The 12,775-nt window shown below is 72.7% G+C and carries 12 protein-coding genes; 6 read left to right on the top strand and 6 right to left on the bottom strand.

Annotated features, from left to right (window positions below; genetic code table 11):
* Positions 1 to 15: 15 nt before the first annotated feature.
* Positions 16 to 942 carry a mycothiol synthase gene (mshD, locus tag QMZ92_RS23320; protein WP_283299375.1) on the bottom strand — a complete coding sequence of 309 codons (927 nt, stop codon included), beginning with the start codon at positions 940 to 942 and terminating at the stop codon, positions 16 to 18.
* A 137-nt stretch (positions 943 to 1,079) separates the two neighbouring features.
* Between mshD and QMZ92_RS23315 the strand changes: the two genes are divergently transcribed.
* Together QMZ92_RS23315 and QMZ92_RS23310 are read left to right on the top strand one after the other, a co-directional pair.
* Positions 1,080 to 2,906: a bifunctional metallophosphatase/5'-nucleotidase gene (locus QMZ92_RS23315; RefSeq protein ID WP_283299374.1), complete on the top strand. Its 1,827-nt coding sequence runs from the start codon at positions 1,080 to 1,082 to the stop codon at positions 2,904 to 2,906.
* A 168-nt stretch (positions 2,907 to 3,074) separates the two neighbouring features.
* Positions 3,075 to 3,950: a phosphatidylinositol-specific phospholipase C gene (locus tag QMZ92_RS23310; RefSeq protein WP_283299373.1), complete on the top strand. Its 876-nt coding sequence runs from the start codon at positions 3,075 to 3,077 to the stop codon at positions 3,948 to 3,950.
* Here QMZ92_RS23310 and QMZ92_RS23305 read toward each other — a convergent pair.
* The 5 genes from QMZ92_RS23305 to QMZ92_RS23285 all read right to left on the bottom strand — a co-directional run bounded on the left by QMZ92_RS23305 (position 3,915) and on the right by QMZ92_RS23285 (position 9,198).
* Positions 3,915 to 5,348 carry a sensor histidine kinase gene (locus QMZ92_RS23305; RefSeq protein ID WP_283299372.1) on the bottom strand — a complete coding sequence of 478 codons (1,434 nt, stop codon included), beginning with the start codon at positions 5,346 to 5,348 and terminating at the stop codon, positions 3,915 to 3,917. The genes QMZ92_RS23310 and QMZ92_RS23305 overlap by 36 nt on opposite strands.
* Complete coding sequence (locus tag QMZ92_RS23300; RefSeq protein WP_283299371.1) at positions 5,345 to 6,070, bottom strand: response regulator transcription factor; 726 nt, start codon at positions 6,068 to 6,070, stop codon at positions 5,345 to 5,347. The genes QMZ92_RS23305 and QMZ92_RS23300 overlap by 4 nt, the downstream gene beginning before the upstream one ends.
* Positions 6,071 to 6,090: 20 nt before the next feature.
* A complete protein-coding gene (locus QMZ92_RS23295; protein ID WP_283299370.1) occupies positions 6,091 to 7,110 on the bottom strand; it encodes a S1C family serine protease in 1,020 nt (339 codons plus the stop codon).
* 235 nt (positions 7,111 to 7,345) lie between these two features.
* Positions 7,346 to 8,371 carry a LacI family DNA-binding transcriptional regulator gene (locus QMZ92_RS23290; protein WP_283299369.1) on the bottom strand — a complete coding sequence of 342 codons (1,026 nt, stop codon included), beginning with the start codon at positions 8,369 to 8,371 and terminating at the stop codon, positions 7,346 to 7,348.
* 23 nt (positions 8,372 to 8,394) lie between these two features.
* Positions 8,395 to 9,198, bottom strand: a complete 804-nt coding sequence (locus QMZ92_RS23285; protein WP_283299368.1) for a winged helix-turn-helix transcriptional regulator — start codon at positions 9,196 to 9,198, stop codon at positions 8,395 to 8,397.
* A 285-nt stretch (positions 9,199 to 9,483) separates the two neighbouring features.
* On the opposite strand from QMZ92_RS23285, the gene QMZ92_RS23280 reads away from it, so the two are divergent.
* From QMZ92_RS23280 to QMZ92_RS23265, 4 genes are all read left to right on the top strand, one after another.
* Positions 9,484 to 10,443, top strand: coding sequence for an alpha/beta hydrolase (locus QMZ92_RS23280; protein ID WP_283299366.1), 960 nt, complete (start codon positions 9,484 to 9,486; stop codon positions 10,441 to 10,443).
* Between the two features lie 42 nt (positions 10,444 to 10,485).
* Complete coding sequence (locus QMZ92_RS23275; protein ID WP_138054465.1) at positions 10,486 to 10,740, top strand: MoaD/ThiS family protein; 255 nt, start codon at positions 10,486 to 10,488, stop codon at positions 10,738 to 10,740.
* Positions 10,741 to 10,750: 10 nt separating this feature from the next.
* On the top strand, positions 10,751 to 11,920 hold the full coding sequence (locus tag QMZ92_RS23270; protein WP_283299365.1) for a hypothetical protein: 1,170 nt from the start codon (positions 10,751 to 10,753) through the stop codon (positions 11,918 to 11,920).
* A gap of 103 nt (positions 11,921 to 12,023) precedes the next feature.
* Positions 12,024 to 12,713, top strand: coding sequence for an LmeA family phospholipid-binding protein (locus tag QMZ92_RS23265; RefSeq protein ID WP_283299364.1), 690 nt, complete (start codon positions 12,024 to 12,026; stop codon positions 12,711 to 12,713).
* Positions 12,714 to 12,775 lie beyond the last annotated feature (62 nt).

Raw genomic sequence — 12,775 nt, 5'->3', positions numbered from 1 at the left:
CGCGGCGAGTGCCGCTCAGGTCTCCGTGCGGTACATCAGGTCCACCTCGTGCGTGGTGAACCCGAGCCGCTCGTACACCCGCAGGGCCGCGGGGTTGTCCGCGTCGACGTACAGCATGGCCGTCGGCACGCCCTGTGCCGCGAGATGGCGCAGTCCGACCGCCGTCAGGGCCTTGCCGAGGCCGGTGCCCTGGGCGTCGGGGCGGATGCCCAGCACGTACACCTCGCCGAGCTGGTCCTCGGCGTGGAGCTTCGTCCAGTGGAAGCCGACGATCTCGCCCCCGCGTTCGGCGAGGAAGAAGCCCTTCGGGTCGAACCAGGCCTCCTCCTTGCGGTCGTCGAGGTCGCGCTGGGTGATCGAGCCCTGCTCGGGGTGGTGGGCGAAGGCCGAGGCGTTGACCGCGAGCCAGGCGGCGTCGTCCTGGCCGGGGACGAAGGTGCGGACCGTCACACCTTTCGGAAGGGGCGGTTCCGCAATGTCGAGCGGGCTCAACGGGCGCCGCAGCTGGCGCAGTTCACGGAACAGGGTCAGACCGAGCACCTGGGCGAGATGGCGGGCCGCGGACTTGCCGCCGTGCGCCCACATCCGCAGCCGCTTGCCGGACGCGCCGAGCAGCGCGTTGCCGAGGGCCCGGCCGTGGCCGCGGCCGCGGTGCGCCGGGTGGACGACCAGCTCGGCCGCGGGGGCCTCCACCGGGTCCGTTCCCTCCAGTTGGGCGTACCCGCGGAGGTCCCCGGCGACGGTGAGCACGAAGTGCCGTACCCCCTCGCGCCGGCCGTGGCGCAGATACAGCCGGCCCTGTTCGGAGACGGCCTGTACTCCGTCGGCGCGGGCGGCGACGGACAGCAGGCCGAGCACGTCGTCGGCCAGCTCGGGGGTGAGCTCGTCGAGGGTCTTGATCTGCCGGCCGGGCTCGATGGCTGCGGGAGCTGCGTCAGTCATACGACGAGGGTACGGCGCCGGGCCGAACCCGATCGGATACCAGCTCGTAACCCGCTACCCCCTGTTGCGCTACGCGCGTTGACTCTAGGCTGCCCGGCTGAGGACAGTCGTTTCACGCTGAACTGACAAGGGGACAGATGCCAGCGACATCGCACCAGAAGCGCCGCCGCGTACTCGCGGCCGCCGCCGGACTGACCACCGTCGGCGCACTGGTCGCCGCGATGCCCGCCGGGGCTCACGAGCGCGACAAGGGACACGGCCACGGCCACGGGCACGGTTACGGCCGCACCGTCGACGTCCAGCTGCTGTCCTTCAACGACCTGCACGGCAACCTGCAGCCGCCCGCAGGCTCGGCGGGCCGGGTCACCCACACCAACGAGGACGGCACCACCCGCACCATCGACGCGGGCGGCGCCGAATACCTCGCCACCCATCTGCGCGAGGCCCGCAAGGGCAACAGGTACTCGATCACGGCCGCGGCTGGCGACATGGTCGGCGCCTCGCCGATGCTCTCCGGTCTCTTCCACGACGAGCCGACCATCGAGGCGCTCAACAAGCTGAAGCTCGATGTGACCTCCGTCGGCAACCACGAGTTCGACGAGGGGGCCAAGGAGCTCGCCCGGCTGCAGAACGGCGGCTGCCACCCCGTCGAGGGCTGCTACGAGAAGAAGGCCGACGGCAGGCCGAAGACCTTCCGCGGGGCGCGCTTCCCGTACCTCGCGGCCAACGTCACCAACGAGAAGTCCGGCCGCCCGGTCCTGGACCCGTACTTCGTCTGGGAGAAGAACGGGGTGAAGATCGGCTTCATCGGCGTCACCCTGGAGGGCACCCCGGACATCGTCAGCGCCGAGGGCATCAAGGGCCTGAAGTTCGGCGACGAGATCGAGACGATCAACAAGTACACCAAGGTGCTGGAGCGCAAGGGCGTGAAGTCGATCGTCGCCCTGCTGCACGAGGGCGGCGCCCCGGCCTCCGGCTCGTACAACTACGACTGCGACAGCCCCGGTCCGGGTGACGGCATCTCCGGCCCGATCGTCGACATCGCCAAGAAGGTCAGCCCCCAGGTCGACGCCCTGGTCACCGGCCACACCCACCAGGCGTACGCGTGCACGATCCCGGACCCGTCCGGCAAGCCGCGCACGGTCACCTCGGCGGCCTCGTTCGGCAAGCTCTACACCGACACGACGCTCACGTACGACCGCCGCACCCGCGACATCGTGCGCACGTCCGTGGCGTCCGCCAACCATGTCGTCACCCGTGACGTGCCCAAGGCCGCGGACATGACCCGGCTCATCGACCGCTGGAACACGCTGGCCGCACCGATCGCCAACAGGCCCGTCGGCTACATCTCCGCGGACATCGAGAACCCCGCCGACTCGCCCGAGCGTCCGGCCGGCAACCTGATCGCGGACGCCCAGCTGGAGGGCATGGCTCCGGCTGACAAGGGCGGCGCGCAGCTCGCGTTGATGAACCCGGGCGGCATCCGTGCCGGCCTGGTCCACAAGGCGTCCGGTGGCGAGGGCGACGGCGTCGTGACCTACGGCGAGGCCTTCACCGTGCAGCCGTTCACCAACATGATGACGGCGGTCGACCTCACCGGTGCCCAGCTGATCACCGCACTGCAGCAGCAGGTCAGCGGCCCCAACCAGGCCGCGCCGAAGATCCTGCAGGTGTCGGAGGGCTTCACCTACACCCTGGACATGACGAGGACCGGTGCCGACCGGATCGTGACGGGCTCCGTGAAGCTGAACGGTGAGGCGATCGACCCGGCGAGGACCTACCGCGTAGCGATGAACGAGTTCCTCGCGGGCGGCGGCGACGGTTTCGCCGTGCTGAAGGAGCACAAGAACAAGCTGGTGGGCGCGTCCGACCTGGACCTGCTCAACGCCTACTTCGCCGCGCACTCCAGCCCGAGCGCCCCGCTGGCGCCGCCGGCCACGGGCCGGATCACGGTCGTCAGGTGACCGGCTGACCCGGCGCATGCCGAGGGGCGGTGGACCACCGGTCCGCCGCCCCTCGGTTCTTTCAGGGGCTTCCGTCCGACTCATTTTCTGTCATGGGCATGTCTGCAATCATCCGGTTGCCGACCGCGACCCCCCACATCGCGGAGGCCGACGAAGGAGACGGCGAGCATGTCCCTGACCAGACGTGGTTTCCTCACGGGCGCGGCGGTGGCCTCCGCGTCCGTCCTCATCGGCGCACCGGGCCCGGCGGCGGCCGCGCCGCGGCGGGCACTCGGCCCGCAGGACTGGATGGCCGGTTTCGACGACGCCAGGGCGCTGCGGACGCTGACCATCCCCGGCACCCACGACTCCGGCGCACGCTTCGGCGGACCCTGGTCGGAATGCCAGAACACCACCATCGCCCAGCAACTGGACTCGGGGATCCGCTTCCTGGACGTACGCTGCCGGGCCATCGACGGCTCGTTCGCCATCCACCACGGGCCCTCGTACCAGAACATGATGTTCGGCGACGTCCTCGTCGCCTGCCACCACTTCCTCCACGCGCACCCCTCGGAGACCGTCCTGATGCGGGTGAAGCAGGAGTACTCGGGGGTGAGCGACGCCTCCTTCCGCGCCATCTTCGACAACTACCTCGACGTACGGGGCTGGCGCTCGCTGTTCCACATCGGCGACGCCCTCCCACCCCTCGGCCGGGCCCGCGGCAAGGTCGTCCTGATCGCCGACAACGGCGGGCTGCCCGGTCTGAAGTGGTGGGACGGCGGGGTCTTCGACACCCAGGACGACTGGAACGCCCCGCCCTGGGACAAGTACCCCGAGGTCGAGGCCCATCTGCGCAAGGCCGTGGAGCAGCCCGGCAAGCTGTTCGTCAACTTCGTCAGCACCTCGGCGTATCTTCCGCCGAGGTGGAACTCGGACGACCTCAACCCGCGCGTCCACCGCTTCCTGGACGGCACGGCGAGCGGCTGGAAGGGGCTCGGAATCGTCGTGCTCGACTTCCCCGACACCCGGTCAGGGCTGGTCGACTCGCTCATCCGGCACAACTGACGGCGCCTCCGGCGGCGCTGTGGGCGCCCCCGGCAGACGGATCACCGCCACGGTGCCGCCGCCCTCCGCCGGACGCAGTTCCACCTCGCCGCCCGCCTGTCGCACGGTCCTGGCCACGATCGACAGCCCCAGGCCGGAGCCGGGCAGCGCGCGGGCGGACGGGGAACGCCAGAACCGTTCGAAGACGTACGGGAGTTCCTCCGGCGGCACCCCGGGTCCGTGGTCGCGCACCGTCAGCACTCCGCGGTCCAACCCCACCTCGACCACTCCGCGAGGCGGCGAGAACTTCACCGCGTTGTCCAGCACGTTGACGACGGCCCGTTCCAGTGCCGCGGGCTCGGCCCGTACGTACCAGGGCCGCAGCTCGGCCGCGAACCTCAGCTCGGGGCCGCGCAGCCGGGCGCGCTCCAGCGCGGTCCGGGCGGTCTCGTGCAGCGCGACGACCCGGACCGGGCCGGGCGCCGCGCTGTCCGGCCGGGAGAGCTCCTGCAGATCGCCGATCAGCGCGGCCAGCTCGGACATCTGCGCCTTCACGGAGGCCAGCAGCGCCGCGCGGTCGTCGGGCGGCAGGGCCCGGCCGGTCCGCTCGCTGCGGACCAGCAGGTCGATGTTCGTCCGCAGCGAGGTCAGCGGGGTGCGCAGCTCGTGTCCGGCGTCCGCGATGAGCTGGGCCTGCCGGTCGCGGGAGGAGGCCAGCGCGGCGGTCATCTGGTTGAAGGAGCGCGACAGCCGGGCGATCTCGTCCTCGCCCTCCACCGGGATCCGCACGGTCAGGTCCTCGGTGCGGGCCACGTGCTCGACGGCGTCGGTGAGCCGGTCGACGGGCTTCAGACCGGTGCGGGCGACCCACAGCCCGGCGGCTCCGGCGGCGACGACGCCGGCGCCGGCGAGGGAGGTGAGGAGGATGGCGAGCCGGTTCAGCGCGGTGTCGATCTCGTGGAGAGGCCGGGCGACCATGACGGTGACCTGCCTACGGCCGTTCGGCGCGTCGTTGAGCGTGTGCACCCGCACTTCGTCTCCGTCGTCCGTGGTGCTGCCGTGCAGGACGTCCTGCTTGAGACCCCGGGCGACCGCGATGTCCGCGGGCTTCACCTTCACCGGCTCCGAGTACGGCGTGACACAGCGCGTACCGTCGGGACCGATGACCTGGATGTACGCGAACGCCTTGCGCTCGGTGGTCTGTGCGCGGTCCGGGGCGCGGCACGCCGCCAGGGCGGTCGCGATCGAGTCGGGAGGCGCGCCCGTGTTCCGCAGCGAGGTGTCGAGCTCGTCGCGCAGCTGCGCCCGTGCCAGCAGCCAGCAGGCGACGGCGACCGCCGCCACCGCGGCCGCCACGGCCGTGGCCGTCAGCAGCGCGAGCCGCGACCGCAGCGGGAGGGCACGGAATCTGCGGATCACTCCGGGGACCCCTCCCGCAGGGCGTAGCCCACTCCGCGGACGGTGTGGACCAGGCGCGGCTCTCCGGCCGCCTCGGTCTTGCGGCGCAGGTACATGACGTAGACGTCCAGCGAGTTGGAGCTCGGCTCGAAGTCGAAGCCCCAGACGGTCTTCAGGATCTGCTCACGGGTCAGCACCTGCCTCGGGTGAGCCAGGAACAGCTCCAGCAGGGTGAACTCGGTGCGGGTCAGCTCGACCCGGCGCGGGCCTCGGGTGACCTCGCGGGTGGCCAGGTCCATCCGGAGATCGGCGAACGACAGCACCTCGCCGGACTCCGCGCCGGTCCCGGCGGCCGCGTACGAGCTGCGCCGCAGCAGTGCCCTGATCCGTGCGAGCAGTTCGTCCAGCTCGAACGGCTTCACCAGGTAGTCGTCGGCCCCGGCGTCGAGTCCGGTGACGCGGTCGCCGACGGTGTCCCGGGCGGTCAGCATCAGGATCGGCAGCGTGGAGCCGGCGGAGCGCAGCCTGCGCGCGGCGGTCAGTCCGTCCATGCGGGGCATCTGGATGTCCAGGACGACCAGGTCCGGCCGGTACGACTCCACCTTGGCCAGCGCGTCGGCGCCGTCGACCGCGACCTCGGTGGCGTACCCCTCGAAAGCGAGGCTGCGCTGGAGGGCGTCGCGTACTGCGGGCTCGTCGTCGACGACGAGGATGCGTCCGCCGTCATCCGGTGTGGAGGTCATGGCCCCAGCCTCGCACGTGCTCAGGACTCGCCGCCGGAGCGGAGGCTTTCCAGGTCCGCCTTGACGGTGTCGATGGGGATGGCGAACCCGAGCCCCACGCTGCCCGCGGTCGAGCCGGACGCCGAACTCGGCGCGTACATGGCAGAGTTGATTCCGATGATCTCGCCGTTCATGTTGATCAGCGCGCCGCCGGAGTTGCCGGGGTTGAGGGAGGCGTCGGTCTGGATGGCCTTGTAGGTGGTCTTGGAGTCGCCGGTGTCCCCGTTGAACTCCCGGCCGCCGAATTCGAAGGGCCAGTTCCCCCGCGGGTCCTGCCGCCCCCGCCCCTGCCCCTCGCTCTTGGCGACGGTCACGTCCCGGTCGAGGGCCGAGACGATACCGCTGGTCACGGTGCCTGTGAGGCCCTCGGGGGAACCGATCGCGACGACCTCGTCGCCGACCTTCACGGCGCCGGAGTCGCCGAGGGCGGCCGCCTTCAGACCCTTGGCGCCCCGCAGCGCGACCAGTGCGAGGTCCTTGTCGGGGTCGGTGCCGACGACGTCCGCGGTGTACGCCCTGCCGTCGCTGAGCCGGACCTTGACGGTGTCCGCGCCCGCGATCACGTGGTTGTTGGTCACGATCTCGCCGTCCGCGGAGACGATCACTCCCGAGCCGGTGGACTCGCCGGAGCCGGTCGAGGCGTTGATCTCCACGATGCTGGGGGAGACGGCCTGCGCGACACCGGCGACGGTGCCCTTGCTGCTCTGGGACACCGTCGTTCCGTTGACACCGCTGGACGTGCCGGGCGCGCTCCCCGCCGTGAGCCGTTCCACGAGCGTCGCCGCCCCGCCGCCGACGGCCGCGGCCACGATCGCCACGGCCGCGATCAGCGCGACGGGCCGCCTGGCGCGAGCCCGGTGGGCGGGGGCGGGGGCGGGCGCCGCCGGAGCGTGCGGGGGCGGCGGCGGGTACGCCCCCTCGCCGGAGCCCGCGTACCGGTACGGGGGGTACGCGTGGGTGGGGTGGGTGCCGTCGTCGCCGTTGCGGTAGTGGTCCGTCATGGTGCCGACTCTCGGGCCCGTACATGAGAGTGCGCTGAGGGCGCCCTGAGAAGCCCGACAGAAGCCTGTATGCCCCATATAAGGGGGAACCGTGAGGTGGGAGGGTCGCGAGGTGGAGTGGCGGCCGGGGTCCGCCTCGTCGTCGCGACCGGGCGCCCCAGCCCCGGCCGGAACGTGCGAGGACCCGCGTGTCCGGACCACCGGGCCGCCCTCGGCGCGTCGCCGGGTCCGGAGATCAGCCGCCGCAGCCGCAGGAACGGCGCACGATCAGCGCCGAAGGGAACTGCCTGACCCGCTCCCGTCGCGATCCGACCACCCGCAGCCCGTCGTCCAGCACCAGGTCGACCGCCGCGCGTGCCATCGCCGGCCGATCGGAGGCGATCGTCGTCAGCGGGGGATCGGTCAGCGCCGCTTCCTTGACGTCGTCGAAGCCCGCCACCGCCAGCTCGCCTGGCACGTCGATCCGCAGCTCACGGGCCGCCCGCAGCACACCGATCGCCTGGTCGTCCGTCGCGCAGAAGATCGCCGACGGCCGGTCGGGTCCGGACAGGAGGTCCAGGGCCACGCGATAGGCGTCGTAGCGGTTGTACGGCGCCGAGAACAGGCGACCCTCCGTGGACCGCCCGGACTCCAGCATCGCCCGCCGCCAGCCCTCGACGTGGTCCGCAACCGGGTCGCCCACCGCCGGGGTCTCCTCGAGCCCGCCGAGGCACGCCACGTAGGGGTGCCCGTGCTCCAGCAGGTGCCGGGTCGCGAGCTGCGCGCCGCCGATGTCGTCCGTGACGACGGCGACGTCGTCGATCGCCTCGGGGCGCTCGTGGAGCAGCACCACCCGGGCGTCCCAGGCCTCGATCTCCGCGGCGGCCCGCTCGCTCGGGCCCTGGCTCACCAGGATCAGCCCGGCGACCCGCATACCGAGGAAGGCCCGCAGATAGTGGACCTCGCGCTCGTCGCGGTAGTCCGAGTTGCCGACCAGGACCATCTTTCCGCGGTCGGCCGCGGCCCGCTCCACCGCGTGGGCCATCTCCGCGAAGAACGGCTGGCGGGCGTCCGGCACGATCATGCCTATGAGGTCGGTGCGCCGTGAGGCCATCGCCTGTGCGACCCGGTCGGGTCGGTAGCCCAGCTCCTTGATCGCGGCGAGTACGCGCTCGCGCGTGGCCGGGGCGACCGGCCGGGGTCCGTTGTTGATGACGTAGCTGACGACAGCGGTCGAAGTACCCGCCAGTCGCGCCACGTCGTCCCGCGTCACCTTGGCCACGCGCGCAGTCTACGCGTGGTGACCTACCTCTGGGCAGGGCGTACGGCGGCCTCGGCGTTCTCGGCCACGTCCGGCGCGGGGGCGGCGGACGTGGCGGACCCGGCGGACGCCTTCTTCGCCTTGGCCGCGGCCGTCTCGTCCGTCGCGCGCTCGGCCTTCTCCGGCGTGACGAAGCGGTAGCCCACGTTGCGCACGGTGCCGATCAGGGACTCGTGCTCGGGGCCGAGTTTGGCGCGCAGCCGCCGTACGTGGACGTCGACCGTGCGCGTGCCGCCGAAGTAGTCGTAGCCCCAGACCTCCTGGAGCAACTGGGCTCGGGTGAAGACCCGGCCGGGGTGCTGGGCCAGGTACTTCAGCAGTTCGAACTCCTTGAAGGTCAGGTCCAGGACCCGGCCCTTCAGCTTCGCGCTGTACGTCGCCTCGTCCACCGACAGGTCGCCGTTGCGGATCTCCATGGGGGAGTCGTCGGCGGTGAGCTGCTGGCGTCCCATCGCCAGCCGGAGCCGGGCCTCCACCTCGGCGGGGCCGGCCGTGTCCAGCAGTACGTCGTCGATGCCCCAGTCGGCGGTGACGGCCGCCAGACCGCCCTCCGTGACGACGAGCACGAGCGGGCAGCCGGGCCCGGTGGAGCGGAGCAGCTGGCAGAGACTGCGCACCTGGGGGAGGTCGCGCCGGCCGTCGACCAGGATCACGTCGGCGCCCGGGGTGTCGACGAGGGCCGGGCCCTCCGCCGGGGCCACGCGTACGTTGTGCAGCAGCAGGCCGAGGGCGGGAAGCACCTCCGTGGACGGCTGGAGGGCGTTGGTCAGGAGCAGCAGAGAACTCATCGCGCCCCACCTGCCCCGGCCGTCTCCCCTGCCCGGGTCGTCGTTTCTCGGTCGTGCACGGTTCGCTCGCCCATAACGTCGGTTCCTCCTCGTCCCTGCGAGAGGGGTTCCTTCCACGCCCGAAGGCCGCGGGGGAGTATGCGGCAACTGCTTCTTGCCCGGCCGCGGCGCCCGCGCCCCGGGTTCCGCGATCGTTTCGTTCACCTGTCTGTAACAACGGCCTGAAAACACAAAAGGATCCGGGGGCGGCGTCGCCCGGATCCTCTGCCAAGCAGAATAGCCCACATGACATCCGTGTCGGAGGGCCGATTTCACAGTGTGGATGTTTCCTCGATCACCCCGGGTCCCCTGCGCGCAACGCTGAGGACCTCCGACGGGGTCCTCGTGGAGGCCCTCCACGAGCCCTGCACGGGCCGGCTCCGCAGGCAGTCGGGGAGCGTTCCCACGGCCGCGGACGGCGGCACGGCGATCGTCGTGGCGCACGGCTTCACCGGTTCGGTCGACCGCCCGGCGGTGCGCCGGGCGGCTCGTGTCCTCGCTCGCCGGGCGGCGGTCGTCACCTTCTCCTTCCGCGGGCACGGCCGGTCCGGTGGGCACTCGACCGTCGGTGACCGCGAGGTGCTGGACCTGGCGGCGGCGGTCGCCTGGGCGCGGTCCCTGGGGCACCGGCGCGTCGTCACGGTCGGCTTCTCGATGGGCGGCTCGGTGGTGCTGCGGCACGCGGCGCTGTACGGGGCGGCCTTCGCCGGACGGGCGGGGGAGCGCGCCGCTTCGGACACCGGCGACGGGTTCGGCACGCGTGGGGCGCGGGCGTGGCCGTACGGCGACGCCGACGAGCCGTGGCTCGCGACCGACGCCCCCGCCGGTCGTACCGACGCCGTCGCGGCCGTGAGCGCGCCGGCCCGCTGGTACTACCGGGGGACCGCGCCGATGCGCAGGCTCCACTGGGTGGTCACCCGGCCGGTGGGCCGGTTCGTCGGGCGCCACGGTCTGCGTACTCGGATCCATCCCGAGGACTGGGACCCGGTGCCGCTTTCCCCGGTGGAGGCCGTGCCGCTGGTCGCGCCGACCCCGCTGCTGATCGTCCACGGCGACCGCGACCCGTACTTCCCGCTGGACCACCCCCGGATGCTGGCCGCGGCCGGACCGTCCGAGCTGTGGCTGGAACCGGGCATGGGGCACGCGGAGAACGCGGCCGACGAAGCGCTCCTGGGGCGCCTCGCGGACTGGCTCGTCCGCGCATAGCCCATGATGGACAGTCGACGAGACGGAGAGAGGAGTACCGCGATGGCAGCGGGGACCATCCGCTACTGGGCCGCGGCCAAGGCCGCCGCCGGTGTGGCCGAGGAGCCGTACGCCGCGGAGAACCTGGCCGAGGCGCTGGACGCCGCCCGCGAGAGGCACCCGGGCGAGCTCGTCCGCGTACTCCAGCGGTGTTCCTTCCTCGTCGACGGCGCGCCCGTCGGGACCCGCGGGCATGAGACCGTACGGCTGGCCGAGGGCGGCACGGTCGAGGTGCTCCCGCCGTTCGCAGGAGGGTGAACCGCACAACATGAGCAGCGATCAGCAGTATCCGTACGGCGCGCACGACCCCTACGGGCAGAACCCTCCGGACCCCCACGTCACCCAGACGTGGGAGGGGCAGACCTGGGACACCCAGTACCAGCCGGTGGCCGAACCCGGGCAGCACGCCCCGTACCCGCACAGCGCCCAGTACCCGCAGGCCGCCGCGGAGACCGCGTACCTGCCGCCGGTCGGCGCGGCGCCGGGGGCGTACCCGCTGCCACCGGAGACGCCGGCCGCGCCTGCCGCTGGCCCCGCCGTGGCCCCGGTCCCGGGCGCACCCGTGGCCTACGGGCCGCAGGGGGCCTCGTACGGACCGGCCGCCGAACCGCCGGCCGCTCCCGTTCCCCCCGGCGGTGCCGAGCCCGCCTACGGCACCCCCACCACCCTGGGCAACGCCCGCGTCACCGACGCCCAGCGCGCCCGCGCCGAAGGCCGGTCGCCGATCATCCCGCCCGGGATGCGGCCCGCCGGTCTCACGGCCCTCACCGGCCTGCTGCTCGCGGCGACCGCCGGCGTCTCGCCGTACCTGCTGCTGGTTCCGCTGATCGCGCTGCAGGGCCTCACCGCGGCCGGCTGGTTCCGGCTGAACGGCATGTGGCCCGCCCGCCAGGGCATCGCGCTCGCTTTCGCCGGCGGTCTCGTCGCCGACGCCGTGCTGCTGGCCGCGGGCCGGGAGCACGCCCCGGCCGCGCTCGTCGGCACCCTCGGCGTGTGGGTGCTCCTCACACTCGTGCTGCAGCTGCGCAGCCACGCGGCCCCGGACGAGCGGATGTACGGGCTCATGGCGACGATCGCCTCCGCGGCGCTGACGATCGTGGCGGCCGGGTTCCTCGCCGCCGCCCCGGACGCGGTCGCGGCCGGCGGCGCGGCGGTCGCCGTCGCGGCCCTGGCCCGGGCGCTCCCGCTTCCCGGAGCCGCCTCGGTGGCCGTGGCCCTGCTGGCCGCCGCGGGCGCGGGGATCGCGGCCGGCGCGGTCACCGGGGCGGGCGCGGAGGCCGCGCTCCCGGCCCTCGGCGCGGGGGTCTGCGCGCTCGTCGGCCTGCGGGTGGCGAGCTACGACTACCCGTCCCGCTTCGTGCACATGACGGCCGGTGTCGCGCTGCCGCTCACCGCCGCGGCGCCGATCGTCCACCTGCTGGGCCGCGCGCTCGGGTGAGGCCTGGTCCGGTCCGGGCGGGAACCATTGGCGTGCCCCGGGACGTCGATCATTCAGTCCGCCTCCGTCCGGGGCGGCCGCGACAGGGGTGGGGGAACCAGGCGTGCGCGCACTGCGAATACTGCTGATCACCGCGGTGATCCTCGGCGGGCTCTTCGTCGCCGCCGACCGGCTGCTGCTCAACTACGCCGAGTCGGAGGCCGCCGAGAAGCTCAAGGCGCGCCAGGGCCTGTCCGGGACGACGGAGGTGTCGATCGCCGGCTTCCCGTTCCTGACCCAGGTCGCCGGGAAGGAGCTCGAGCGCGTGGACGTCACCGTCCGGGGCATCGAGGCCGGTGCCAACGGGCGCCGGGTGGTCATCACCGAGATGTCGGCCGCCCTGCACGACGTGCGGCTCGGCGCGGACTTCTCCAGCGCGACGGCGACGACCGCGACCGGCACGGCCCGTATCTCGTACGCCGATCTCGCCGGGGCGGCGGACGAGGACGTCACGCTGGCCTACGGCGGGGACGGCAAGGTGAAGGTCACCGGCTCGGTCGGCATCCTCGGCCGCACGATCTCCCGCAGCGTGGTCTCCACCGTCAGCCTCGTCGACGGCGACACGATCCGGGTGCGGGCCGACAGGGTGCCCGGGGAGGGCATACCGAGGCTCGAGGACCTGATCCGGGCGAAGACCGACTTCGACCGGAGGATCAGCGGGCTGCCGCAGGGGATGAAGCTGGAGAAGGTGCAGGCGGACGAGAACGGCCTCGTCATCACCGTCTCGGGCAGGAACGTTCCGCTGGCCGGCTGAGCCGCCGCCCCGCCGCCCCCGGTGCCGGGTACCGGCGGCCTTCGCTCGGCCTCTCGGCCTCT

The organism is Streptomyces sp. HNM0645, assembly GCF_030056615.1.
Classification (GTDB): domain Bacteria; phylum Actinomycetota; class Actinomycetes; order Streptomycetales; family Streptomycetaceae; genus Streptomyces; species Streptomyces marianii.
Note: the sequence above shows the minus strand (reverse complement) of the source record. Positions and strands in the feature narration are given on the sequence as shown.